The organism is Planococcus halocryophilus, from assembly GCF_022489025.1.
GTDB classification, from domain to species: domain Bacteria; phylum Bacillota; class Bacilli; order Bacillales_A; family Planococcaceae; genus Planococcus; species Planococcus halocryophilus_A.
Window position 1 is genome coordinate 37807 of sequence record NZ_JAKVTG010000010.1, and the last position, 23652, is coordinate 61458.

The following is a 23652-nucleotide window of genomic DNA, read 5'->3' on the forward strand; positions in this document are numbered from 1 at the left end:
AAAAGGAGAGACGAATTTGAAACGCATCCTGTTAATCGTCATTTTGTCCACGGGTATAGTAGCGGGGTGCAGTCCAACGTTTATCTTTGGCAACGAAGAGGCAGAGCCGAGAAATGAACCATCAATCAGTTCTTATACGGTACCGCCGAACTTTAAACCTCAAGCCGTCATCATCACAGCTCTTGGTGATTCGTTATCTCAAGGAGTTGGTGATGAAGCAGATTTAGGTGGCTATACAGGCAGGTTAGCAGCCGAAATTCAGACTTGGCAAGGAATTGAAGGGGTTGCTGTTGAAAATACTGCTAAAAGGGGTCGACGTAGCGATCAATTGCTAGCAATGTTCCAGCAAGGCAAACTAACGGGTCCTATTACAGAAGCGGATTATTTAACTATGACCATTGGTGGAAATGATGTGATGCGAATTGTGAAACGCGATTTGTTTTCACTGAATATAGAAGCTTTCGATGATGAATTGGTTTTCTATGAAAGTCGTTTTGATACGATTCTGACTTCGATACGAGATATCAATCCAACTGTGCCTATTATTATGATGGGCATTTATAATCCTTTTTCGCTCGTAACAGATGAAGTAGAAGAATTTGATCAAATTATAGACTCTTTTAATCAAGTAATGCAAAAAAGGATAGATAAAGATCCTCAGGCTTGTTTTGTGCCTGTCAGTGATTTATTTGTCGGTAATAAAAATCTGGTTTACCATTCCGATTTTTTTCATCCCAATAGTAAAGGTTATGATTTGATGACAAAGCGTATTTTAAAGAGGATGGAAGAATGTGGATTGAGTTATGAAGAATAGGGTGAGGATATGATGAGAAAATGGCGTTTGGCCTTTTTTGCTCTGCTGGCGTTGAATGCATTGGCATTGGTAGGAGCGGTGCTTTATGTAACGACTCCGCCAAAAGACTATACATCGTATCAGGCCTTAGAAAACAGACCTGCTGCTGGTAATACAGTAGTCGTCAATACGACAAAAGCGGATTTTGAAGGAATTGCTAATACCTATATACAAAAAGCAATGAAAGATCAGCCGATTCCATTAGCTTTATCAGTTGCGGACGATGTCAGTATTTCAACAGAATTAACGGTGTTTTCAGTGACATTGCCTATTTTGATGAAATTTGAACCGGTTGTTCAAGAAGATGGCAATTTATTACTAGAACAAAAGTCTGTAGAAGTCGGCATGCTGGATATTCCGCCTGAATCTGCGTTAAAGTTACTTAGAGATTCAGTTGACCTTCCAGATTTTATGGAAGTGATGCCTAAAGACGAAGAAGTGGTATTAAAGCTTACGGAAATACCTTTAGATGATGGAATTTCTGTTCGAGCGGCATCGTTTAACTTAAAAGATGATGATATCCGATTATTGGTAACAATCGAACCATAGGGAACGGAGTGAGTAGATGAAGACAGAAAAAGCGACATTTGCAGGTGGCTGTTTTTGGTGCATGGTTAAACCTTTTGATTCATTAGATGGCATTGAAGAAGTCGTGAGTGGATATACAGGCGGGGAGTTAAAAAATCCGAGCTATGAACAAGTTTGTTCAAATGCTACAGGACATGTGGAAGCGGTTCAAATTACATTTCAACCCGATATTTTCCCATATGAAAAATTGTTAGACGTCTTCTGGACACAAATCGATCCGACAGATGCCGGAGGTCAATTTTTTGACCGTGGGGAATCGTATCAAACGGCTATTTTTGTTCATTCCGAGGAACAACGCCTCGTAGCAGAAAAGTCTAAACAAGAACTAGACAATTCGGGCAGGTTTGAAAAGGCTGTTGTGACACCAATCCTTGAAGCCAAACCATTTTATTTGGCAGAAAAACACCATCAAGATTACTATAAGAAAAACCCTGGCCATTACAATCGTTATTCAGTTGGATCGGGGCGGACTTCATTTATAGAAAAGAATTGGGGTGGACAATTATGAAAGACGAATTGAAATCAAAGCTAACACCGATGCAATATCATGTGACGCAAGAAAGTGGTACTGAGCCTCCATTCCAAGGAGAATATGACCAACATTTCGAAGACGGTGTTTATGTAGATATTGTTTCAGGAAAACCGTTGTTTAGTTCAAAAGATAAATTTGATGCTCATTGTGGTTGGCCAAGTTTTGCGAAACCAATCGAAGAAACTGAAGTGAAAGAAAGTTTTGATACAAGTCACGGGATGCGAAGAACAGAAGTCCGTTCATCAACGGCAGATTCTCACTTAGGGCATTTATTCCCTGATGGGCCATCATCTTTAGGTGGACTTCGCTATTGTATTAATTCTGCGGCTCTTCGTTTTGTACCTAAAGAGCAGTTAGATGCAGAAGGTTTGTCCGAGTATAAGAAATTATTTGAATAATGGGTTACCCGGACAGTTTGTCCGGTTTTTTTTGCCTGAAATTCGAAAGGAGTTCGACCATGGAACGTTCATTTTACCAATTTGCATTGAAATACCGTGGCAAACTCGATGCTGATGACTTTTCGCATTTTTCGGATTCGATGTTTTTGGATCATTCATTTCCGAAATCTGAAACAGATTTTGAACGACTTTCTAAATACATTGAAGAAAAAGCACATCCAGTCATGAGAGCAAGCGTATTCGATGAAATGTGGAGAGAATACGCAGACGAATAAAGCTGGTCGTTGCACAAGCTGTAAAAAAACAGTATGATTAAATCTACTATATAAAAGTGAGGTTTTTTAAATGAGTGTTCACATTAATGCGAAAAAAGGCGACATTGCCGAAACAATTTTACTACCAGGAGATCCGCTTCGTGCTAAATACATAGCGGAAACTTTTTTGGAAGATGTGACTTTGTACAATGAAGTCCGCAACATGTTCGGATATACCGGAACATATAAAGGGAAACGTATCTCTGTTCAAGGAACTGGAATGGGCGTACCGTCAATTGCAATTTATGTAACAGAATTGATGCAAGAATATGATGTAAAAAAATTAATCCGTGTAGGTACTTGTGGTTCAATCCATAAAGACGTAAAAGTGCGTGATGTAATTTTGGCACAAAGTGCGTCAACTAATTCAAAAATGAATGAAGTCATTTTCAATGGCATTGATTATGCACCGACTGCAGATTTCGATTTGTTGTTAAAAGCTTATAATGCTGGCATTGAAAAAGGATTGAACTTGCGTGTAGGAAACGTCTTTACTGAAGACATTTTCTATAATGAGTTTGCAGAACATGAAAAATGGGCTCAGTACGGAGTACTTGCTCTTGAAATGGAATCTGCAGCGCTTTACACATTAGCTGCTAAATTCGGTTGTCAAGCACTGTCTATTTTAACAGTGAGTGATCACTTATTAACAGGTGAAGTCACGACAGCTGAGGAACGTCAAACAACGTTCAACGACATGATTGTTGTGGCATTAGACGCAGCAATTCAAGACTAGTAAAAAGCACTGACATTTAACACTAAAAATTATTCTAAATTCTTTAGTGTTAAATGTCAGCTTTAAAAAAGACTGTTTCGACAGTCTTTTTCTTTTCATGTTCTTAAGTTTTAAGCGCGATTATGAAAGTGGTGAAATAGATGGATGACAAACGTCCGGAAGAACAGCAAGAACCTACTCCTCCGGTAGAAGAATCACCGTCACACACTATTAAGATGAAAACATTCTCGTTTATTATGCTAGTGTTTCTTTTAATAATAGCAACGGCAGGATTAACTGTTTTCGCTTTAACATTTGGTGACGAAAAAGCTGTGGAAGTAAATTCTCCAGAGCGACGTGAATTCGAAAAACTATATACAGCATATGACAAAATACAAGATCAATATTTCCAAGACGTTGATAGAAATGTTTTAGTTAACGGAGCCATTAACGGTATGGTTGACTCATTAGATGATCCATATTCAGACTACTTGAATGAAGAAGAAGCTTCGCAATTTTTAGAAGGTATTTCATCTAGCTTCCAAGGAATTGGTGCAGAAGTTCAAGAACGTGGTGGCTTTATAACAGTAGTTTCACCTATTAAAAATTCTCCAGCTGAAAAAGCAGGCATCTTGCCGAACGACCAAATTATCGCGGTTGATGGAGATAGCATACAAGGTTTCACAACAACGGAAGCTGTTATGCTAATCCGTGGTGAAAAAGGAACTGAAGTCACGTTAACGGTCAAACGTGGTGAGAATGCAGACCCTATAGACATTAAGATTATTCGTGATGAAATTCCAATTGAAACCGTTTATGCGGAAATGATTGGGGACAATATAGCGCATATTCAAGTGACTAGTTTCTCTGAAAATACGTATCAAGAATTGCTAGACGCCATTAAAGAAATGGAAGACGAAGGAATGGAAGCGCTCGTTATGGACGTGCGTGGAAACCCAGGCGGCTTGTTAGATGTAGCACTTGATATTTCTGACTTATTTATTGAAGAAGGAAAACCATTGTTTGAGGTTCAAGCAAAAGGTACAGAACCAGAAGTTTACACATCTTCCGCTGGAACCAAAATTAAAGTACCCGTTACATTATTAATTGATGGAGGAAGTGCCTCAGCTTCTGAGATTTTAGCTGGCGCGATGAGTGAATCTGCTGATATTCAATTGGTCGGAGAAAAGACTTTTGGTAAGGGAACTGTGCAAACAGCTAATGATCTTCAAGATGGTTCTAACTTGAAGTTTACAACAGCTAAATGGTTAACGCCCGATGGTAATTGGATTCACGAAAAAGGGATCGAACCTGACGTAGAAGTTGGTTATCCTGCTTATGCTTCTCTACCGGTTTTAGATACTTCTATCGAATTAAAAGATGGCACGATTTCTGAACAAGTCAAAACTGCAGAGCAAATGCTCGAAGCACTTGGTTATGACGTTGGTGAAGTAGATGGCGTATTTGAAGAGCAAATGACAGAGGCAGTTAAAGCTTTCCAGGAAGAAAAAGAACTGGAAGCAACAGGTATCTTGACTGAAGACAGTACTTTTGCCGTCATGGATGCATTGCGTGAGAAAATCAAAAATGATGATCCGCAATTGCAAGAAGCTAAAAAACTTTCAATGGAAGAAGCTGGTATTACAGCTTCTGAACCAGAAGAAGTAGAAGAAACTGAAGAGTGATCCTAAAGGTCCGCTTATGCGGGCCTTTTCTTAATCTATGATTGAAAGGGTGAGTTGATGAAAGATGTATATTTGTTCAGTGGATTTTTAGGGAGCGGTAAAACGACGCTTTTAAAAAATATGATAAGTCAGATGAAAGATAAAGGGTTGAAACCAGCAGTTTTCATGAATGAGCTTGGCAAAATGAATATGGATTCTGATTCAGTTGAAGACGGGGTGCCACTGAAAGAAATTCTAGACGGTTGTATTTGTTGTACGGGGTCTGAAAAATCAGAAGCACAAATCCAAACGCTTTTGGCAGAAGAAGATTTTGATGTTCTGCTTATCGAAACAACAGGTGCTGCACATCCTGTAGAAGCTTTAGATGCAATTTTCTCTCCGTTATTTGCTGAAAAACTAAACTTTAAAGGGATCGTAACAGTAGCAGATAGTAAAAGATGGATGGACCGCAATAATCTGTCTCCACAAATTCGTTCATTGTTTTTAGAACAAATTCGCCATGCGGACTTGATACTAGCCAACAAAATGGATTTATTATCAGACAGTGAGCAAGGAACAGTGGTTTATGAAATTCAATCGTTGAATCCGACGGCCCAAATTATCCAAACAGTTCATGCTAAAGTTCCATTTTCAGCATTGGATAAAATATCGGCTTCTTCCACAAAAGATGTCGTAAAAGCGCCTGTTTCAAAGCTGAATTTAAACGCTAAAGTATTGCAGTTTGATGCGCCTATTCAACGGGAAAAGTTTGAAGATTGGCTACGCACATTACCAGATTCGGTTTACCGGATTAAAGGATATGTACCACTCGAAGGTGATAAATACCCACATGCCTTTCAATTTGCCTATGGAATGGCACAATGGCTTCCGGAATACATGAAAATGCAAAACCAAATCGTTGTCATTGGAGAAGGGTTAGAAGGAGTCGAGCTTCCATGATAGAATCATACCAAAAGCTTTGGCCGCAGAGATCAGCGGCGGAACAAATTCGTACACAAGAAGAGCTCGAGAAATATGTGCTTATCGAGTTGAATGATGAGTTGACGCATCCGCGTGTTCGAAAATCGAAACAACAAAAACTAGAGATTGCATTAATGCGCATATCAGAATCGGATTTGACTGAGTCAGAAAAAATAAGTTTGGCTTCCTTGTATAAAAAATTAGCGTCGCAATAAAAATTAAAAGCAGGAAGCGAAAATCATTGATTTTCGCTTCCTGCTTTTTTTATAATCATGTAGTTGTTTTTCTAGCAATTTTTTTCTGGATACTTAATAAGCGAATAGACAGGGTGATAGCACCCGCCGTTAAACCGATAATTAAGCCAATCCAATATCCAAATGCGCCAAAATCAGTGTAGTTGGCCAGCAAGTAACCACAAGGTAATCCGATGATCCAATAAGAAATGACTGCCATAACAAACGTGATGTTGACATCTTTATAGCCTCGAAGTGCTCCTTGTACAGGCGCTTGAATGGCATCCGATAGTTGGAACAAAGCTGCAAATAGTAAAAATTGAACCGCAAGTTCCACTACTACGGGGTCGGATGTATACAAAGCAGCAATTTCAACACGCATAAAGTAGAGAATACAAGCAGATACAAAACTAAACGAAACTGCAGTCACGACACTCAACCAACTATATTGTCTCGCATCACGGAAGCGTTTAGCGCCCACTTCGTATCCAACAAGTATGGTAGCACCCATCGATATACTAAGTGGCAGCATATACAAGAGTGAAGTAAAGTTTAATGCGATTTGGTGAGCTGCAATAGTATAAGTTCCATAGGCAGCTAACATAAATGTCACTGCTGAGAATATACTTGTTTCCACAAAAATCGAAATGCCGATAGGTACACCAATCCGACTAATTTCAATCCATCGGCTTAATGACAGCCTTGGCCATTTGCGGAAGATGCCATAGATAGAGAAAGGATTTCTTGTATGAATGATCCATACAGCAATCGCTAAAATTAACCAATAGGTGATTGCTGAAGCAAGGCCAGCACCGACGCCGCCAAGTTCGGGGAATCCAAATTTCCCGAAAATTAATAAATAGTTGAAAAGAATATTAATCGGCGTCGATAAAAGAGAGATGACCATAGTGACACGAGTGGCACCAAGTGCATCAATATAAGAACGCAATGTAGTGTATATAAATAATGGGATTAATCCTATGCTCATTGCTTGAATATAACGACTGGCAACATCGGCAACACCTGGTTCAAGATTCATGAGTGTTAGCAAAGAATCGATTCCAAAGTAGAAAAAAGCAAAAACAATTGTGGCAAGCAAAAGGGACAAATAAATTCCTTGTTGGACAGCTTGTTTTACTTGTTCTTTTTTCTTAGCCCCCATCAATTGTGCTACAATTGGGGTAATGGACATGAGAATACCAGCTAGACCTATGTAGACGGGAACCCAAAAAGAGGAACCAATCGATACGCCAGCTAAATCTTCTGTTCCGTAACGGGAAGTCATATAAATATCAAAAAATGTCACCATATACATAGCTACTTGTGTAACTAGAATTGGAAAAACAATTTTCACTAATAATAATATTTTTTCTTTTTTAGTGTGCGTTTGGTTCATATGTTCTTTCCTCCCAAAATCTACGTATGTTGAATTTTTAATCGCTAGTTTATCAAGAATTTACTAAAATGATAAGTAGAGCTAAATGTTTCTCTTTATGTAGTAAAATGAATTCAAATAAATTTAACACATAAATTTCAGTATAGCATAGTTGGTCTTTTTCTTAAGAAAAAACTAGCATTGCCAAATTATATAGATGAGAGTAGGACGAGTAATGAACAACAAAACAATTTTATTGACCGGGGGCGGAACAGCAGGACATGTCTCGCTTAATCAGGCATTAATACCGGAGTTAAAAAACTTAGGTTTTCATGTTGAATATATCGGTTCTAAAGAGGGCATTGAAAATGAACTTATTCGAGAGTCGTTTCCTTCGGTACCGTATCACGCCATATCTAGTGGGAAACTAAGACGCTATTTCTCAACAAAAAATTTCTCGGATCCGTTTCGTGTCGGTGCAGGTTTGATGCAAGCGTTGAAGATCATTGGCAAAACCAAGCCTGCAGCCATTTTTTCAAAAGGTGGATTTGTGTCTGTACCCGTTGTGATGGCAGGTCGAATGAGATCAATTCCGGTCATTATTCATGAATCGGATGTCACGCCTGGACTAGCAAACAAAATCGCATTACCTTTTGCTGATCATATTTTCACGGTTTTTAAAGAGACATTAGCTCACGTACCTAGTGATAAGTCCACGTGTACAGGATCGGTTATTCGTAATGAGCTTATGGAAGGTACGGCAGAAAAAGGACGAGAAATATGCTCATTTGCGAATGAATTGCCTGTTTTAATGGTTATGGGTGGCAGTCAAGGATCTGCAATAATCAATTCAGCGATTCATAATAATTTAGGGCAATTGCTTGAACAATTTAATATAATTCACTTATGTGGCAAAGGAAATCGCGTGCCAGAATTGGATGCTTATAAAAATTATCGTCAGTTTGAGTACGTTACACACGAGTTGCCGCATTTGTTGCATATGACAGATTTTGTTGTGTCGCGAGCAGGATCAAATTCCATATTTGAATTTTTAGCACTGAAAAAACCAATGTTGCTTGTGCCGTTATCGATGCAAAAAAGTCGAGGAGATCAAATACTCAATGCTAACTTATTTGAGAAGCAAGGGTTCGCACGTGTTGTGGAAGAAGAAGAACTGTCTGCAGAACGCTTTATGAAAGAACTATTACTATTGCAATCAGACAAAGACCAGTTAATCGAAACAATGACACAAGCTGAAGCACCAATTACAGCTGCTGAAATGGCTAAGTTGGTATCAACATATACAAAGTAAATTTTATTAACTTAAAAGAGGTGACCGGAATGGAAATGACATTGATAAAAGTCCATGGCTCTATGAATACGTTTTATATGTTTGAAGGAGAAGATCGCGACGATTATGCACAATTAGCAATCCAACTCTCAGCTTTAGATACAGATGTTGATGGTATATTGGTGATTTTGCCTTCAACGGTCGCACATGCGAAAATGCGTGTTTTCAATAATGATGGTTCAGAAGCTTCTATGTGCGGTAATGGTCTTCGCTGTGTTGCTCGTTATGTTTGCGAACGTGACAACGTTCTAGAAGCAGTAATCGAAACGATGAAAGCATCCTTGCGCGTCAAAAAAGAAGAAACCTTAAATGAAGGAATTGAAACATACGCTGTAGAAATTTCTCCTATCTCGTTTTCACTCAGCAGTTTGCCAATGAATTACTCGAACCATACAGAATGGATTCAAAAGCCATTGCCATTTGTATCAGAAGAAATTCCGTTTTCAGCGGTTTCCGTTCCAAATCCGCATTTGATTGGTATTGTTCCTAAAGAGTTTCAGAAAGACACAAGTCACCAGCAAAAATGGTCACAGCAGTTTAATGGTGATAACGAATATTTTCCTGATGGAGTTAATGTCAGTTATGTAACGCCGGTAGAGCAAGGGATATTTGTTCGGACATACGAACGAGGTGTCGGCTTCACAAATGCCTGTGGTACTGCTATGACCGCTTCAGCGCTCATTAGCTGTATGTCGGGATTGGTGCCTTTTGGGGAAGTATCCGTTTTTAATCCGGGTGGACTCGTGAAATGTTCAGTTTCTAAAGATGGTGTCAATATCCAACTTCAACTTACTGGGAACGCAACCTATCTTTCTATTTCGAAATTCGAATGGACTAGCGACTTGGAAAGTAGCCAAATGTTATCGACTACTGAATTACAAGAACAAGAAAGTTATGAAAAATTTATTGAGGAAGTTACTCTTTTCTCAAGTCAATATGTGTAAAAGAAAGCGGTGAATTAGATGTTAATGCCTTTTTCAGTGGAGCAACTTGATCTACTTTATAAAAACGCTAAAGATCCGGTTTATTTCATGAGGCAAAATGGAGACACATTTGACTATATGTATGTTAACCCTGTGTGTTTTACTCTTTTTAATAAAGAATTAGTCGGCACTGATTTAGATGGAAGTATGCCACCGTCCCTATCGACGGAGATAAAAAAACAGTACTTGATTGCATTAAAAGTAGGTAAAAAACACACGTATCGTGACTATAGTTTGTTCAGCGATTTAGAAACTGCGATGGAAACAGAGCTGACACCTATGGAGTATGGTGATCAGCGGTTTATTCTTGCCGTTACAAAAAACGTAACAGCTCAGAAGAAAATAGAAGAAGATTATTTGTTTTTTGAATCTTTAGTTCAAAATTCAGTGGATCCAATGATTATGATCTCGGCAGAATTTATGATTCTCGATTTAAATCCAGCTTATGAAAACACATTTGGAGTGTTCAAAGGCCAATGGATTGGTCGCTATTACCATGAGTTGCCTGATAAACAAAAGGAATTATTTGGAGCTGGGAAAAACTTATTGCAAAAATTCTCAGCACAATCTAAAAGCACCTCGATGATTATGAAGCGTATGAAACAAGACGGTACTGAAGCAAAGTTTTCGGTCAGTTATTCGCCTGTGAAAGAAAACGGAATGATTCGAGCGTTTCACATAGTCTTTCGTGAACTAACCAGTGAATTGCTATTAAAGAATGAACTGAAAAAGACCGAAAATATTCTGGAAAGCTACAAAGAAGCGCTTAATTACGCAGCTCTTGTCGCGATTTGGAATGTCTCTGGTACGATAGAGTTTGTAAATGACAATTTAAATGAATTAACCGGCTATAAACCGTCAGAAATGATGGGATTGAATATTAACGAAATAGGAGAAGCAGTTGTTTCTCCAAAATTATACAATGAGATTCGCGAAGTGACTTTACAAGGTAAAATTTGGCGCGGTCAAATTAAAAGCATTAAACGCAACGGTGAATTTTTCTGGGTAGACGTTACGATCATCCCATTGTTAGATGTGAACGGAGAAATTTATCAATTTTTATCTATCCTCTTCGATGTAACAGAACGCAAGCAATTAGAGGAAAAGCTTCATTTTATGGCTTATCACGATAGTTTAACAAATTTACCTAATCGACGTTTCATGATTCAACAATTTCAACAAATTAAAGAGCAAGCAGATGAAAGAAACGAATTTATTGTTTTACTTTATTTAGATGGAGATGATTTTAAATTGGTCAACGATCAATTTGGCCATGATGTTGGGGACGAGTTTATTTTTCATTTTGGCGATGCAATTAAACGGAGCTTACGCAAAAACGATTTAGTCGCACGAGTAGGCGGCGATGAATTTTTAGTGGCTTTACGTGGAGTTGTACCAGAAAATAGTGAACAACATATTGAAAGTGTTATTACGCGTATAAATGAGTCGCTTGATGAAGGGTGGACAATCAATGGCCACCGTTTCACTCCGACTTCGTCAGTAGGGATTGCCATCTATCCTGAACACGGAAATGATTTTGATGAATTAGTTAAAAAAGCGGATGCGGCACTTTATTTAGCTAAGAGCAAAGGTAAAGGAACTGCCTATATGTATTCAGTGCAGTGAAAAAAAACACCTGAAAACAATTAAAATAGAGCGATAAACTATTTAAATGTACTTTATTAGTTGTTATGTGAATCTTTTCACGAAAATGCTTTGATTTTCTCCATGGAAGTAGTAAGATTGATAGGGAATTTTAAACTTTTATTGCCTAAGCGCCTTCTGCTTTATGTCTAATCGGAAGCGTGATAAAATAGGCAAGACATATACAAATAAAGTGACTGCCGTCAAACAAATAGTTGGAGGTTTTTTTAATGTCTAGCAATTATCCAGATGCAAAATCCCCGTGGAGCTCCATTGCTGGCCCGAACTTGGGATACGTAATGGAAATGTATGATCTGTATCAAGAATCACCTGAATTACTTGACCCAGAATACGTTGAACTTTTTAAGCAATACGGACCACCTACTGAAGTTCCTAAAGAACAACAAACTTCAGGTGCAACAATTGTAGAACCAAATAATTTTGAAAAAGTGTTGGCTGCTGTTCATTTAGCCGAAGCGATTCGTGCGCATGGTCATTTAGCATCAGATATTTATCCACTAAATGATCAGACAAAAGATACTTCACGCATGGAACCTTCAACTTATGGTCTAAGTGAACAAGATTTGAAAGAAGTGCCCGCATCATTTATTTTGAACAATGTACCGAACAATGTAAGTAACGGCTTAGAAGCTATTAATTACTTGAAATCTCTTTATACAGACAAAATTGCTTTTGAATTTTCTCATGTGATTCAGCCGCAAGAACGTAGCTGGTTACAAGAAAAAATCGAAGCAGGCATAGCAAAACCATCACTTGATGCTGATAAGAAAAAACAAGTTTTAGATTTGTTGACGCGTGTAGAAGGTTTTGAGAAGTTTGTACATCGTACATTTGTTGGGCAAAAACGCTTTTCGATCGAAGGTGTTGATTCATTAGTTGTGTTAATGGACGAACTTGTTCGTATGTCCGAGTCAGCAGGAACGAAAGACATTATGATCGGGATGGCGCATCGCGGTCGTTTAAATGTGCTTACACATATTTTGAACAAACCTTATGAAATGATGTTTGCTGGATTTGCCCACATTGGCGACGAAGCATTTCTTCCTAAAGACGGTTCACTACAAATCACTAAAGGGTGGTTTGGCGATGTGAAATACCATATGGGTGCAGCTTATAAATCTGCAACTGGTACAAGCGTTAAGTTAGCTTATAACCCTTCACATTTGGAAATTGTTAGTCCAATCGTAGCTGGACAAACTCGAGCTGCACAGGAACTTACTGAGCAAACGGGTATCGCAAAAATTGATCCAAAAAAATCGTATGCCATTTTAATACATGGTGATGCAGCATTCCCAGGACAAGGGATTGTTACAGAAACCTTAAACTTTAGTCGTGTCAAAGCCTATCAAACTGGTGGATCTATCCATATTATCGCGAACAACTTGATTGGCTTTACAACAGAACAATTTGATTCTAGATCTACTCATTATTCTTCTGATCCGGCAAAAGGATTCGAAGTGCCAGTTATCCATGTCAACGCTGATGAGCCTGAAGCAGTAGTTGCAGTTGCTCGTCTAGCTTTCGAATACCGCGAAAAATTTGGCAAGGATATATTGATCGATTTGATCGGATATCGCCGTTACGGACACAATGAAATGGATGAACCTTTAGTTACAAACCCGACCATGTATCAGGGTATTCATCAGCATGATACTGTTCGTAAACTTTACGGAAAACAATTAGCAGCTGAAAATGTCTTATCTGAAGACGATGTTCAAAAGCTCGATGCAGATGTTCAAAAAGAAATGCAAGAAGCTTATGACCGCGTTAAAGAAAACAAATCAGAAGATTTCCCGAAACTTGAAATCCCTGAAGCTGTTTTAAATGGGTATCCTGAAGTTCCAACAGGAATTTCTAAAGATATCTTAACTAAAATGAACGAAGAGCTATTGTCTTGGCCAAGTGATTTTTCTGCTTTCGGCAAATTAGCCAAAATTTTAAAACGGCGTGAAGAACCTTTCAAAGGCAAAGGGAAAATTGATTGGGCACATGCTGAAACACTTGCTTTCGGTACGATTTTACAAGATGGCAACCCAATCCGTTTAACTGGTCAAGATGCACAACGCGGTACATTTGCACATCGTCATCTTGTGTTACATGATGAAAAGAACGGTAACGAACTTGTTCCGTTACATCACATTTCAGATGCTAAAGCATCATTTGTGGTATACAATAGCCCACTTAGTGAAGCATCAGTACTAGGCTTTGAATATGGTTATAATGTAGAAAATGATAAAGCATTAGTTATTTGGGAAGCGCAGTATGGCGATTTCGCTAACATGGCTCAAATGATATTTGATCAATTTATCTCTGCTGGACGTGCAAAGTGGGGACAAAAATCAGGTTTAGTTATGCTTCTGCCTCACGGCTATGAAGGTCAAGGTCCAGAGCATTCGAGTGCTCGTTTGGAAAGACATCTACAAATGGCTGCTGAAAACAACTGGACAGTTGCAAACCTGTCTAGTGCAGCAAACTATTTCCATATTTTGCGCCGTCAGGCAAAAATGCTTGGAGAAGAGTCGATTCGCCCATTAATTATTGTGTCACCTAAATCATTGTTGCGTCATCCTTTAGTTGGCGCATCAGTAGATGATCTATCAGAAGGACATTTCCAAACAATTATTGAACAGCCGAACATGGGCGAAAATGTGAAAAAAGTAAAACGTCTTTTGTTTGCAAGTGGTAAAATGGCAATTGACTTAGCAGAACGAGTAAAAGATGGTACAGGCTACGAGTGGGCACATATTGTTCGCGTAGAGCAATTGTATCCATTCCCAGCTGAGAAGATTAAAGCAATTGTTGATCGTTATCCTAATGCTAAAGAATTGGCTTGGGTACAAGAAGAGCCGATGAACATGGGGTCATGGACATTTGCACATCCGTACTTGCGTGAATTAGGAGACGGTAAAGAAGTGAAATACTTCGGACGTATCCAACGTCAAAGCCCTGCAGAAGGCGATGGAGAAGCACATAAAGTAGAACAAGCACGTATAATTGACGAAGCATTAGCTAAATTGTAAGGATAACTTAAGGAGGAATTTTTTGTGGCAGAGATTAAAGTACCAGAATTAGCAGAATCGATTACAGAAGGAACAATCGCTCAGTGGCTTAAACAGCCAGGCGAAACAGTAGAAAAGGGAGAATTCATCGTTGAGCTAGAAACAGATAAAGTTAACGTTGAAGTTATTTCTGAAGAAGCTGGAGTTGTTCAAGAACATTTAGCACAAGAAGGCGATACAGTTGAAGTTGGACAAGTAATCGCTATTGTAGGCGAAGGTTCTGGCGAAACTGCTGCTCCTAAAACAGAAGAAGCTCCACAAAAAGCAGAAGAGCCTGCTAAAACAGAAGCTCCTGCTGCTCAAGTACCTGTAGCTGAAGATAAAGCTGCTGAAGAGCAATCTTCATCTGACCGTACAATTGCTAGTCCTGCAGCGCGCAAATTAGCTCGTGAAAAAGGAATCGACCTTGCAGCGATTACACCAGTAGATCCTATGGGACGTGTACGCGTTCAAGACGTAGAAGCTCACGGTTCAAAACCTGTAGCAAGTACACCTGCTGCTAAAGCTGAAGCACCAAAAGCTGCTGCACCTTCTTCTGATGAAGAAAATGGTCGCGTGGTTCGTGAAAAAATGACAAGACGTCGTCAAACAATTGCTAAACGTCTCCTTGAAGTAAAACAATCAACTGCAATGTTAACTACATTTAACGAAATTGATATGACAAATGTTATGGCATTGCGTAGCCGTAAAAAAGATCAATTCCTTAAAAATAACGATGTGAAACTTGGTTTTATGTCATTCTTCACTAAAGCAGTTACAGCTGCATTGAAAAAATACCCATACGTTAACGCTGAATTAGATGGTACAGATGTATTGCTAAAACAGTTTTATGATGTAGGAATTGCTGTTTCAACTGAAGAAGGACTTGTTGTTCCAATCGTTCGCGATACGGACAAAAAGAATTTCGCAGAAATCGAAGCGACAATTGGTGAACTTGCAAAGAAAGCACGCGACAAAAAACTTTCAATGGCAGATATGACAGGCGGTTCGTTTACAATTACGAATGGTGGCGTATTTGGTTCATTAATGTCTACACCAATTTTAAATGGTACACAGGTTGGTATTCTTGGAATGCACACAATCCAAAAACGCCCTGTAGCAATTGGTGACGAAGTTCAAATTCGCCCAATGATGTACGTTGCTCTTTCTTATGATCACCGTGTAATTGACGGAAGCGATTCTGTTGGTTTCTTGAAAATGGTCAAAGATATGATTGAAAACCCAGAAGATTTATTGCTTGAATCTTAATAATTATGGAAATGGATAGTCCTGCGTTGCAGGACTATCCTTTTTTTGTCATGATATAGGAAAGAACACCTAAGGCGGTAGAAATCCATGGATATTTCGTTTCTTCTAGAATTGGTGCAAAAATACGGGTATTTTAGTATGTTTGTGTTTAATTGGTTGCTGTTATTTGGTTTGCCTATTCCAAATGAAGTGGCAGCGGCATTTTCGGGCGTTTTAACAGAAATTAGTCACTTTAATCCGTTTTACGCTTTTTTATCCGCTTATGCTGGTTTGATCACGAGCAATACGTTCGCATATTTTATTGGTCGAAGTTTAGGGCCACGCTTGTTAAATCGCTTGAACAAAACTACGTTGAAACAAGTAATAAGCCGATTTAGTAACTTTTTGGAGAAACACGGGGAATGGGCGATTGCTTTTAGTTTTTTCCTGCCTGGAATTCGGTGGGCAATGCCATACGTTTTGGGAGCCAATCGATTTCCAATTATGCGTTATATGCTATTTGCTTATACAGCGGGGTTTGTTTGGATGTTTATTTATTTTAATGTAGGCAGAACGTTTCCATATGCTTATGAAACCATTCTCGAACATATACAAGGATTCTTAGTTTTATTATCAATTCTGATCGTATGTATTTTAGTACTGCGATATATTTACACAAGTAAATTTCCAAAAAGTGATGATTAGTTTACGCGTCTGACTCCTTTCAGAAAAGAGACTGTTTGAATTTAACTGGATTTTTCCTTATACTGATGTATAGACAGATAGAAAAGGGTGATGACGATGATTCACAATGAATGGTTGGATAAAGAAACAATCAGAACAGTGACTTGCAAACATACAGATGCAGCTAAGTTTTTAGTTTCAAATGTTCTAACAGCAGGTAAAGAATACGAAGTGAAAAATGAAACCGAGGAATTTATCTTTGTAGTAGATAATACAGGAAAAATCGGCGGCTTCTACAAAACTTATTTCGAATAGAACGACATTAATAAAGTTAAAAAGCCGATGGAAACATCGGCTTTTTCTATGGGAAAGAGGGATTTTACATGTCATTTATAAATGAAGACATAAAAAAACGACAAAAACAGTCGCATGAAAAATACGATAAACTTATTGGAAAAGCGGGTTATATCGCCCCTGATGATCATTTATGGCAAGATATTTTATCTGCGATTGTATTACGTAAACCCGTATTATTAAAAGGACCAACAGGTGCGGGTAAAACCAAACTGGCAGAAAGCATTTCAGCTCTATTTAAGCAGCCAATGCAAAGCATAAATTGTTCAGTTGACTTAGATGCAGAAGCATTACTAGGCTTTAAAACATTAGTGCAACGTGACGGACAAAGCGTCATCGAATTTGTAGAAGGTCCAGTTGTAACTGCGATGAAAAAAGGTCATTTCTTGTATATCGATGAAATCAATATGGCTAAAGCAGAAACATTACCCATTCTACATAGCGCATTGGACCATCGCCGGATGATGACCAATCCGTTTACGGGGGAGGTAATAGAAGCTCATCCAGATTTCGGCGTGATTTCAGCGATAAATGAAGGTTATATTGGTACAGCGCCGATGAATGAAGCATTAAAAAACCGATTTATTGCTTATCCAATTCCTTATTTAACAGGACAACAACTTGCCGAATTATGGGATCGTGAATTTCCAGATGCAGAGAAGGTATTAAAAACGTTTATGTTAAATTTGGCAGAAGATTTGATGAAGCAAGTGGAGAATGGCTTATTATCTGAAGAAGCTGCTTCGATTCGGAGTTTGCTTGATGCGACGGCTTTGTCTAAATACATGGATCCGCTGCGTGCCGTTCAATATGCGATTGCTGAAAAACTTGATGATGAAAGTGAACGAGAGCTGTTCATGGATTTGGCGAATACTTGGAAAAAGTAGGTGGAAATGATGGCATCAGTTAACCGCTTTATTCAATTTAATAATGAAACCATTGATACAAAGTTGCTTCATCAAATGGAGTTGCTTGCTGCCGCTTTAGCAGACGCGCCGTATTTAAAAGTGACAACACGTAAATTAATCGAGTTGCGTCCATCTGAATCTGCGATATCGATGAGCGTATTTTGGCGACACCGGACAAAACGAATAGAGCGTAATGGCTATTTGTCCGATATTTATTTAATGGCGGCAGGCTTTTGGCGTGAATTTAACTTAACTGCATGGCGTGATTTTAAAAAAAGAAAAACAACGTTGCCAAGTCTTCGTGAACAATTATTATTATGTGCTGAGGAATTTAGGCTCTCAGAACAAATTAAATCGGCACGACCTGGAACAGTTTCCGCTTTTCAAACCCGAGAAATGGTATATGCGGAATATCATGAAGATCAGTCAAAGCAAAATCTGAAAAAAGGTTTTAAAAGCGATCTTTTCATCAATGCAGCTTACTTGCGTTTACGCGGAGTCGAAATAGATGTAGGAGAGCTAACTAATGCATTGTCATTAATTTGGACAGAGCTGTTTGACGCAAAATCTACAATGGATTCTGTTAGAATTGTAAATCGGATAATGGACCGTGCAGAGTTTGAAATCGAATCAGATGCTCTTCATACGTATTATACGTTCGGGGAATCACTTGAGAAGATTCCTCCGTTTCATTATCATGAAGGTATTGAAGCAGATGAAGCCGAAGAACCTGAAGAAATTGAAACGATTGAAGAATGGTTCGGAGCGTGGCACCGCGAAACTGAAATAAGCGAGGCACCTGCGATGGAATTTGAGTTAGAAAGCGGAGATTCGCAAATTGCAGATGGTGGCAGGGAAGAAGCGGGCGCAAGTGAAGTGGAACAAACGGCAAAAGGCGATTCAAGCGGGGATCATTTAGAAGATAGCGATAAAGACGATCGCCAAATGAAAAGCGAACCGAAAAAAGCAGAAGGAAAATTTGGTTCAGCAAATGATCAAGTGGTGTATCACGAATCGAGATTAAAAGCAGTAGGCGATCACCGTTTGGATATCGAAAACTGGCGTAGAAAACAAGCGCCGCATGTCCGTGCATTGTTAAAAGAATTAAAAAAGCGAATGACCCAAAGGCAGGAAGGCATTCGTACTAATTTGAATGCAGGGAGACTGTCGAAAAAATTGGTGCCGCTTGCGATTGAAGAACGACCAAAGCCGTTTTACCGGAAAACAGCACCATCTAAAGAACTCGATGCTGTTTTTTGTTTATTGATCGATGGGTCAGCGTCAATGCTTGATAAACTAGAGGAAACAAAACAAGCGGTTCTTTTATTTCACGATGTCTTGCGCGGCTTGAATGTGCCTCATGAAATTGTGTTGTTTTACGAAGATGCGTACGAAGCAAGTGACGCCGAACAACCGAATTATTTTGAGTGGATGCATAAATTTGAAGATCGCAACAAAGACCATGCCGAGACAATTGCGTCACTCGATGCACATGAAGATAATCGAGATGGCTTTGCAATTCGGTGGATGAACAACCGACTAAAGCGACGAGCTGAAAAACACCGCTTTTTACTGGTTTTTTCTGATGGTGAGCCATCTGCATATAATTATGCGGAAAACGGTGTAGTAGACACTGCAAACGCCGTTTCAGAAGCGAAAAAGATGGGAATTGAAGTTCTGCATTTATTTTTAAGCAGTGACTCGATTTCAGAAGACCAAGCAGCTTTTTATCGCATGATGTATGGCAATAAATCCGTCAGTGCCGATTCTTTAGAACAATTTGTGGAGCAAACCATGCGGTTATTGAAAAGAAGTTTGCATTTAATTATTCAGACGGGGTAAAGAGAGGTGCTCTCAGTAGAGAGTGCCTTTTTTAGTTTATTCGCGTATTTTTCCCAGTTAATTGGATATACTATCTGAATTGGCGCAAATACTGTCCGATTTAGCCGGAATACTGTCGGAATTGAGTCCAATACTGTCCGAATCGACTGAAATACTGTCCAATCAACTAAATCAGAAAATAACCCCCCGGAAGCGAAGAGCTTTCGGGGGGGGGGTTATATTAGTTATTATTCTTTTCATGCCCATCATGAATTGCGAGCAAACGCTGTTTTAAATCTTCTTCCATACGACCGATTTCAAGTTCAGCCGCTTTGCGGTTTCTGCGGCCTTCTGCTTGGATTTGTAAAGTTTCTTCAATCGTTTCTAATAAGTTTTCTTGCGTTTTCTTCAATGTTTCAATTTCAACAATACCGCGTTCATTTTCACGTGCTGTTTCAATTGAATTCATTTTCAGCATTTCTGAGTTTTTCAGAAGCAAGTCATTAGTCGTTGCGGTAACTTGTTTTTGTGCTTCAACAGCTTTTAGTTGCTTATTCAACGTTAACGCAATCGCTATTTGATTTTTCCATAATGGAATGGATGTCATAATAGACGATTGAATTTTTTCTGCTAAGGTTTGATTGGTTTGTTGGATCATCCGAATTTGCGGTGCGCTTTGAATCGTAATTTGACGTGATAATTGCAAATCGTACAATCGCTTTTCTAATCGATCAACATATTGCACCATGTCATTCACTTCTTGATAAACCATTTGGTCTTGAGAAGTTTCTGCTTTTTTGCGAAGAGCAGGAATCGTTTCACTCATAATTTCATCGCGCTTTAGTTCAGCAGCCGCGATGTAAACATTTAATGCTTGGAAGTACGTTTTGTTTTGGTCGTAAAGTTGCTCGAGCATTTGAATATCGTCTAGCAATCCGCGTTTAGAGTGATCAAGTTGAATGCTAATACGATCTACTTGGCTACTCAGTTTTTGGTATTTTGTCATCATTTCTTGAACCGAGTACTTAGCTTTTGAAAACAGCTTGCGAATCCCGGCACGTTTCCCTTGTGTCAACTCTTCAGGATTCAGTTCTTCTAGCTTTTTCATCAAGTCATGAAGTACATCACCAACAGGACCAATGTCTTTTCGTTGAACATGATCGAGCATTTTATGTGAAAACTGGCTCAATTGGTTTTGAGCGTTTGCGCCGTAAGTAAGAATAGCTTCGTTATTGCCTACGGGAATTTGTTTGGCAAGCTCCCGTGCTTTTGCTTGTTCTTCTTTAGTTAGGCGATCCATTAACGAAACAGGTCGTTCTTCTTTTTGTTCAGCTAGTGACTGCTGTTGTTTTTCCATCTGCATGCCAAATGGAGACTCCAATAAATCATCTAATTCACTTCGATTTGATGGTTTCTCTGTCATCTTCCACGTCTCCCTCGTGTTCAGGTTCTGGTTGAACAAGTAATTTCTGGTCATTGTGTTGATTTACTGCCAATTGTGCGTAATCTAATTCCATACGCAATCGTTCAATATCACTGGATAATACACGCTTCAAGTCTTGCTCCATTACTTTGTTAAGGGATAACAGCATTTCCCGTGTATCTTGCAGCGTAATACGCATTTCTGAATCTTTAACGGGTTGTCCAACTAATAACGTGTACTTTTCGGTTAATTCAATTGCTGAATCCAAATGAGAATAAAAGAACGGTTCAGCTAAGTAGAATTTTCTCGGGTTTTGTTGGACTACTATAACAATTTTATTCGCAATTTTTGTCATGTCCATTAATTGTTTAAAAGAAGAAATGGAGCGGACTTTATAATAATTTCCTTGAAGTTGTTTGATTTTTTCTTTGCCTTCTTTAATTTGCATGCGTACATTTTTGTATTCACTGCGGGTCATGCCAAAATTTTTAGAGTCTGAAGAAAGTTGAACTTGTTTCAGAGTACTGTTGCTAGCAATGTATGTACCAGCAGCTACAGCTCCAGAAGCAATTAAACCAATTTCAGCGCCTAAATAAAGTACAGGAAACATTACCGCCATAATGGGTAAGCTGACGGTTTGCCTTTTGATAAAATTTTCTATCGGCTTTAGGGGCTTCATGCAAAGGACCTCCTTCACTACTACTTTATCTATACGTCCTGAGCACTGAAAAGTTTCATTTCAATGCGTTTGCTCTTCTATATTTTACGTGAAACAACAAGTCAATACAAACTTTGGAATCCGCTTAAAATATGAGGCGTAACACTTTACAAGTACAAGAGGATTTGACACAATGCTAATTAGGAAGAAAAGAGGCCGGCAGCTATGCACGAAATTATCTATATGAGAACGGATTACGAACCGTGGTGGATGTTTGACGGTTGGGAAGACAAAATTATCTCCCGACATGAATTTAGTTCAACCGAAAACGCTCAGTCTTATTTAGAAAGTGTTAAAAATGACTTTAGTCGCCGTTTTTCCAATCAAAAACAAAAGGATTTTGCTTTTACATGTTATTGGAACGAAGAAGAAAAGGAATACTGTGAAAATTGCGAAGAAGATTTGCAAATATTTCATGGGCTAATCTGGCTAGTGGATGGACAACCAAATATAAGTTTTTAGATTTGTTTGACTTTTGTAGTCAATTTGATATAATAAATGAAACAATATGAAATCTTGACCAGTAACAGCTATTCACATATTCCCAAAAGTGATCAGCACGTGATGGTACTTTAGGGAATATGTGAATTTTTTTATTGCAAAAGATTCCATATTGAAAAACTTTTCTTACCACAGGAGGTAATTTACATGCAAGAAGGAACAGTGAAATGGTTTAACTCAGAAAAAGGCTTTGGTTTTATCGAAGTTGAAGGCGGAGACGATGTATTCGTACACTTCTCAGCAATCCAAGGCGAAGGCTTTAAAACACTTGACGAAGGTCAACGCGTTGAATTTGAAGTAGAAGAAGGCAATCGCGGACCTCAAGCTACAAACGTAACTAAAGTCTAATAACCTCAAGAACCGCTTCTTTAGAAGCGGTTCTTTTTTGTACAACGAAGTACTTTTAACTACTACACCGTTTTCTCGTTTTTAAAGAAGGTTTTTATTCATTATCAACTGGGTATAATGAGAAGACTGGATAATGAGAATGTGGGAGGTTTTAGGAATGGAAGGCAAAGTAAAATCGTTTGATGAAAACAAAGGTATAGGAATGATTACTGGTGACAATGGAGAAGACTTTTTCTTTGAAGAGATTAATATCAATGTTGATGGTTTTAGAAAACTAATTCCGGGACAGCCTGTAAAATTTACAACATATGAAGGCGTAGCTGATAAAGAACGTGTTGCGACGAACGTAACCTTGGTCTTTTAATAGTTGCGTTCAAAATTTATGTAGAAAGAGCAAAGGAGATAAAAAAATGACGAATGAATACTTAAAAAAACCAATGCCTAGTGAAGAAAAACAACATGATTTTTACCAAAAACTGCGAATAAAAGTACAAGATTGGGTAAATAGTAAACCGGGCTTGGTTGGAACCGTTAGTGGTTATGTATTGTTCGCTCCTGATTTGTTTCACTTGTTGACAAGATTGATGCTAGATAGCCGAATTGACGCTAAAAGCAAAGCAGCTGTCGGAGCAGGGATTATGTATTTCATTGCACCTATCGATTTTTTACCAGAGATCTTAGTTGGCCCTGGTGGATTTCTCGATGATGTTGTTGTAGCCGTATTTGTGATTAACACGATACTTAATAAATTTCCAACAGAAGTGATAACAGAACATTGGACAGGCGATGAGAATTTATTGTCACTTGTTAAGAAAGTATCCAACTCAGGAAACAAATACGTTTCTAAGTTACCAGCAGGTCGTTTAGTAAAACGTTTCACAAAATAAAGAAACTATAAAATTATCGATTTTTTTAAAAAGAAAAAAGCAGCCCTTCTCAACTGAGAAGGGCTGCTGC

The 23652-nt window shown here is 38.6% G+C and carries 25 protein-coding genes; 22 read left to right on the top strand and 3 right to left on the bottom strand.

All coding sequences use genetic code 11. The annotated features are described in order from the left end of the window. Positions 1-16: 16 nt before the first annotated feature. From MLE13_RS12055 to MLE13_RS12095, 9 genes are all read left to right on the top strand, one after another. Positions 17-814 (top strand): GDSL-type esterase/lipase family protein, encoded by a 798-nt coding sequence (locus MLE13_RS12055; RefSeq protein ID WP_240749935.1) that lies wholly within the window; start codon positions 17-19, stop codon positions 812-814. Positions 815-826: 12 nt separating this feature from the next. Beyond that, positions 827-1402: a YpmS family protein gene (locus MLE13_RS12060; protein ID WP_240749936.1), complete on the top strand. Its 576-nt coding sequence runs from the start codon at positions 827-829 to the stop codon at positions 1400-1402. Between the two features lie 16 nt (positions 1403-1418). Then, a complete protein-coding gene (gene msrA / locus MLE13_RS12065; protein WP_240749937.1) occupies positions 1419-1949 on the top strand; it encodes a peptide-methionine (S)-S-oxide reductase MsrA in 531 nt (176 codons plus the stop codon). Then, a complete protein-coding gene (gene msrB / locus MLE13_RS12070) occupies positions 1946-2371 on the top strand; it encodes a peptide-methionine (R)-S-oxide reductase MsrB (protein WP_240749938.1) in 426 nt (141 codons plus the stop codon). Before msrA ends, msrB begins: the two co-directional genes overlap by 4 nt. A gap of 59 nt (positions 2372-2430) precedes the next feature. Next, on the top strand, positions 2431-2646 hold the full coding sequence (locus MLE13_RS12075) for a YozE family protein (RefSeq protein WP_240749939.1): 216 nt from the start codon (positions 2431-2433) through the stop codon (positions 2644-2646). 70 nt (positions 2647-2716) lie between these two features. After that, entirely contained in the window at positions 2717-3421 is a 705-nt protein-coding gene (deoD, locus tag MLE13_RS12080; RefSeq protein ID WP_240749940.1) for a purine-nucleoside phosphorylase, read from the top strand. A 140-nt stretch (positions 3422-3561) separates the two neighbouring features. Then, complete coding sequence (locus MLE13_RS12085; RefSeq protein WP_240749941.1) at positions 3562-5085, top strand: S41 family peptidase; 1524 nt, start codon at positions 3562-3564, stop codon at positions 5083-5085. Between the two features lie 57 nt (positions 5086-5142). Next, positions 5143-6024 (top strand): CobW family GTP-binding protein, encoded by an 882-nt coding sequence (locus tag MLE13_RS12090; RefSeq protein WP_240749942.1) that lies wholly within the window; start codon positions 5143-5145, stop codon positions 6022-6024. Beyond that, on the top strand, positions 6021-6260 hold the full coding sequence (locus tag MLE13_RS12095; protein ID WP_240749943.1) for a hypothetical protein: 240 nt from the start codon (positions 6021-6023) through the stop codon (positions 6258-6260). Before MLE13_RS12090 ends, MLE13_RS12095 begins: the two co-directional genes overlap by 4 nt. Positions 6261-6315: 55 nt before the next feature. Here MLE13_RS12095 and MLE13_RS12100 read toward each other — a convergent pair whose 3' ends face one another. Beyond that, the gene (locus MLE13_RS12100; protein ID WP_240749944.1) at positions 6316-7674 is read right to left on the bottom strand and encodes an MATE family efflux transporter; all 1359 of its coding nucleotides are present in this window, start codon (positions 7672-7674) and stop codon (positions 6316-6318) included. A 214-nt stretch (positions 7675-7888) separates the two neighbouring features. On the opposite strand from MLE13_RS12100, the gene MLE13_RS12105 reads away from it, so the two are divergent. The 9 genes from MLE13_RS12105 to MLE13_RS12145 all read left to right on the top strand — a co-directional run bounded on the left by MLE13_RS12105 (position 7889) and on the right by MLE13_RS12145 (position 19726). Continuing rightward, entirely contained in the window at positions 7889-8965 is a 1077-nt protein-coding gene (locus tag MLE13_RS12105; RefSeq protein WP_240749945.1) for an undecaprenyldiphospho-muramoylpentapeptide beta-N-acetylglucosaminyltransferase, read from the top strand. Positions 8966-8994: 29 nt separating this feature from the next. After that, on the top strand, positions 8995-9948 hold the full coding sequence (gene dapF, locus MLE13_RS12110; RefSeq protein WP_240749946.1) for a diaminopimelate epimerase: 954 nt from the start codon (positions 8995-8997) through the stop codon (positions 9946-9948). A gap of 18 nt (positions 9949-9966) precedes the next feature. After that, positions 9967-11613 (top strand): sensor domain-containing diguanylate cyclase, encoded by a 1647-nt coding sequence (locus MLE13_RS12115; protein ID WP_240749947.1) that lies wholly within the window; start codon positions 9967-9969, stop codon positions 11611-11613. Between the two features lie 248 nt (positions 11614-11861). Then, positions 11862-14672, top strand: a complete 2811-nt coding sequence (locus MLE13_RS12120; protein WP_240749948.1) for a 2-oxoglutarate dehydrogenase E1 component — start codon at positions 11862-11864, stop codon at positions 14670-14672. A 24-nt stretch (positions 14673-14696) separates the two neighbouring features. Continuing rightward, positions 14697-15959 carry a 2-oxoglutarate dehydrogenase complex dihydrolipoyllysine-residue succinyltransferase gene (gene odhB / locus MLE13_RS12125; protein WP_240749949.1) on the top strand — a complete coding sequence of 421 codons (1263 nt, stop codon included), beginning with the start codon at positions 14697-14699 and terminating at the stop codon, positions 15957-15959. A gap of 87 nt (positions 15960-16046) precedes the next feature. Next, positions 16047-16643, top strand: a complete 597-nt coding sequence (locus MLE13_RS12130; protein ID WP_240749950.1) for a DedA family protein — start codon at positions 16047-16049, stop codon at positions 16641-16643. 96 nt (positions 16644-16739) lie between these two features. Further along, on the top strand, positions 16740-16937 hold the full coding sequence (locus MLE13_RS12135; RefSeq protein ID WP_008497508.1) for a DUF6501 family protein: 198 nt from the start codon (positions 16740-16742) through the stop codon (positions 16935-16937). A 68-nt stretch (positions 16938-17005) separates the two neighbouring features. Further along, positions 17006-17863, top strand: a complete 858-nt coding sequence (locus MLE13_RS12140) for an AAA family ATPase (protein WP_240749951.1) — start codon at positions 17006-17008, stop codon at positions 17861-17863. A gap of 9 nt (positions 17864-17872) precedes the next feature. After that, complete coding sequence (locus MLE13_RS12145; protein ID WP_240749952.1) at positions 17873-19726, top strand: vWA domain-containing protein; 1854 nt, start codon at positions 17873-17875, stop codon at positions 19724-19726. A gap of 220 nt (positions 19727-19946) precedes the next feature. On the opposite strand, the gene MLE13_RS12150 is transcribed toward MLE13_RS12145, so the two are convergent. After that, positions 19947-21128: a toxic anion resistance protein gene (locus tag MLE13_RS12150; RefSeq protein WP_240749953.1), complete on the bottom strand. Its 1182-nt coding sequence runs from the start codon at positions 21126-21128 to the stop codon at positions 19947-19949. Beyond that, complete coding sequence (locus MLE13_RS12155; protein ID WP_240749954.1) at positions 21100-21807, bottom strand: 5-bromo-4-chloroindolyl phosphate hydrolysis family protein; 708 nt, start codon at positions 21805-21807, stop codon at positions 21100-21102. The genes MLE13_RS12150 and MLE13_RS12155 overlap by 29 nt, the downstream gene beginning before the upstream one ends. A 204-nt stretch (positions 21808-22011) precedes the next feature. Between MLE13_RS12155 and MLE13_RS12160 the strand changes: the two genes are divergently transcribed. The 4 genes from MLE13_RS12160 to MLE13_RS12175 all read left to right on the top strand — a co-directional run bounded on the left by MLE13_RS12160 (position 22012) and on the right by MLE13_RS12175 (position 23582). Beyond that, positions 22012-22308 (top strand): DUF1033 family protein, encoded by a 297-nt coding sequence (locus tag MLE13_RS12160; protein WP_240749955.1) that lies wholly within the window; start codon positions 22012-22014, stop codon positions 22306-22308. A gap of 186 nt (positions 22309-22494) precedes the next feature. Then, the gene (locus MLE13_RS12165; RefSeq protein ID WP_008428384.1) at positions 22495-22695 is read left to right on the top strand and encodes a cold-shock protein; all 201 of its coding nucleotides are present in this window, start codon (positions 22495-22497) and stop codon (positions 22693-22695) included. A 157-nt stretch (positions 22696-22852) separates the two neighbouring features. After that, on the top strand, positions 22853-23059 hold the full coding sequence (locus tag MLE13_RS12170) for a cold-shock protein (RefSeq protein WP_240749956.1): 207 nt from the start codon (positions 22853-22855) through the stop codon (positions 23057-23059). A gap of 46 nt (positions 23060-23105) precedes the next feature. Next, entirely contained in the window at positions 23106-23582 is a 477-nt protein-coding gene (locus MLE13_RS12175) for a YkvA family protein (RefSeq protein ID WP_240749957.1), read from the top strand. The last annotated feature ends 70 nt before the right edge of the window (positions 23583-23652 follow it).

Coding starts and splice junctions, on each gene's coding strand:
- MLE13_RS12175 (WP_240749957.1), top strand. CDS start 23,106: ATGACGAATGAATACTTAAAAAAACCAATGCCTAGTGAAGAAAAACAA.
- MLE13_RS12135 (WP_008497508.1), top strand. CDS start 16,740: ATGATTCACAATGAATGGTTGGATAAAGAAACAATCAGAACAGTGACT.
- MLE13_RS12155 (WP_240749954.1), bottom strand. CDS start 21,807: ATGAAGCCCCTAAAGCCGATAGAAAATTTTATCAAAAGGCAAACCGTC.
- MLE13_RS12160 (WP_240749955.1), top strand. CDS start 22,012: ATGCACGAAATTATCTATATGAGAACGGATTACGAACCGTGGTGGATG.
- MLE13_RS12140 (WP_240749951.1), top strand. CDS start 17,006: ATGTCATTTATAAATGAAGACATAAAAAAACGACAAAAACAGTCGCAT.
- MLE13_RS12150 (WP_240749953.1), bottom strand. CDS start 21,128: ATGACAGAGAAACCATCAAATCGAAGTGAATTAGATGATTTATTGGAG.
- MLE13_RS12100 (WP_240749944.1), bottom strand. CDS start 7,674: ATGAACCAAACGCACACTAAAAAAGAAAAAATATTATTATTAGTGAAA.
- MLE13_RS12060 (WP_240749936.1), top strand. CDS start 827: ATGAGAAAATGGCGTTTGGCCTTTTTTGCTCTGCTGGCGTTGAATGCA.
- MLE13_RS12095 (WP_240749943.1), top strand. CDS start 6,021: ATGATAGAATCATACCAAAAGCTTTGGCCGCAGAGATCAGCGGCGGAA.
- MLE13_RS12090 (WP_240749942.1), top strand. CDS start 5,143: ATGAAAGATGTATATTTGTTCAGTGGATTTTTAGGGAGCGGTAAAACG.
- MLE13_RS12075 (WP_240749939.1), top strand. CDS start 2,431: ATGGAACGTTCATTTTACCAATTTGCATTGAAATACCGTGGCAAACTC.
- MLE13_RS12085 (WP_240749941.1), top strand. CDS start 3,562: ATGGATGACAAACGTCCGGAAGAACAGCAAGAACCTACTCCTCCGGTA.
- MLE13_RS12170 (WP_240749956.1), top strand. CDS start 22,853: ATGGAAGGCAAAGTAAAATCGTTTGATGAAAACAAAGGTATAGGAATG.
- MLE13_RS12115 (WP_240749947.1), top strand. CDS start 9,967: ATGTTAATGCCTTTTTCAGTGGAGCAACTTGATCTACTTTATAAAAAC.
- msrA (WP_240749937.1), top strand. CDS start 1,419: ATGAAGACAGAAAAAGCGACATTTGCAGGTGGCTGTTTTTGGTGCATG.
- MLE13_RS12145 (WP_240749952.1), top strand. CDS start 17,873: ATGGCATCAGTTAACCGCTTTATTCAATTTAATAATGAAACCATTGAT.
- dapF (WP_240749946.1), top strand. CDS start 8,995: ATGGAAATGACATTGATAAAAGTCCATGGCTCTATGAATACGTTTTAT.
- MLE13_RS12120 (WP_240749948.1), top strand. CDS start 11,862: ATGTCTAGCAATTATCCAGATGCAAAATCCCCGTGGAGCTCCATTGCT.
- MLE13_RS12130 (WP_240749950.1), top strand. CDS start 16,047: ATGGATATTTCGTTTCTTCTAGAATTGGTGCAAAAATACGGGTATTTT.
- MLE13_RS12105 (WP_240749945.1), top strand. CDS start 7,889: ATGAACAACAAAACAATTTTATTGACCGGGGGCGGAACAGCAGGACAT.
- msrB (WP_240749938.1), top strand. CDS start 1,946: ATGAAAGACGAATTGAAATCAAAGCTAACACCGATGCAATATCATGTG.
- deoD (WP_240749940.1), top strand. CDS start 2,717: ATGAGTGTTCACATTAATGCGAAAAAAGGCGACATTGCCGAAACAATT.
- MLE13_RS12165 (WP_008428384.1), top strand. CDS start 22,495: ATGCAAGAAGGAACAGTGAAATGGTTTAACTCAGAAAAAGGCTTTGGT.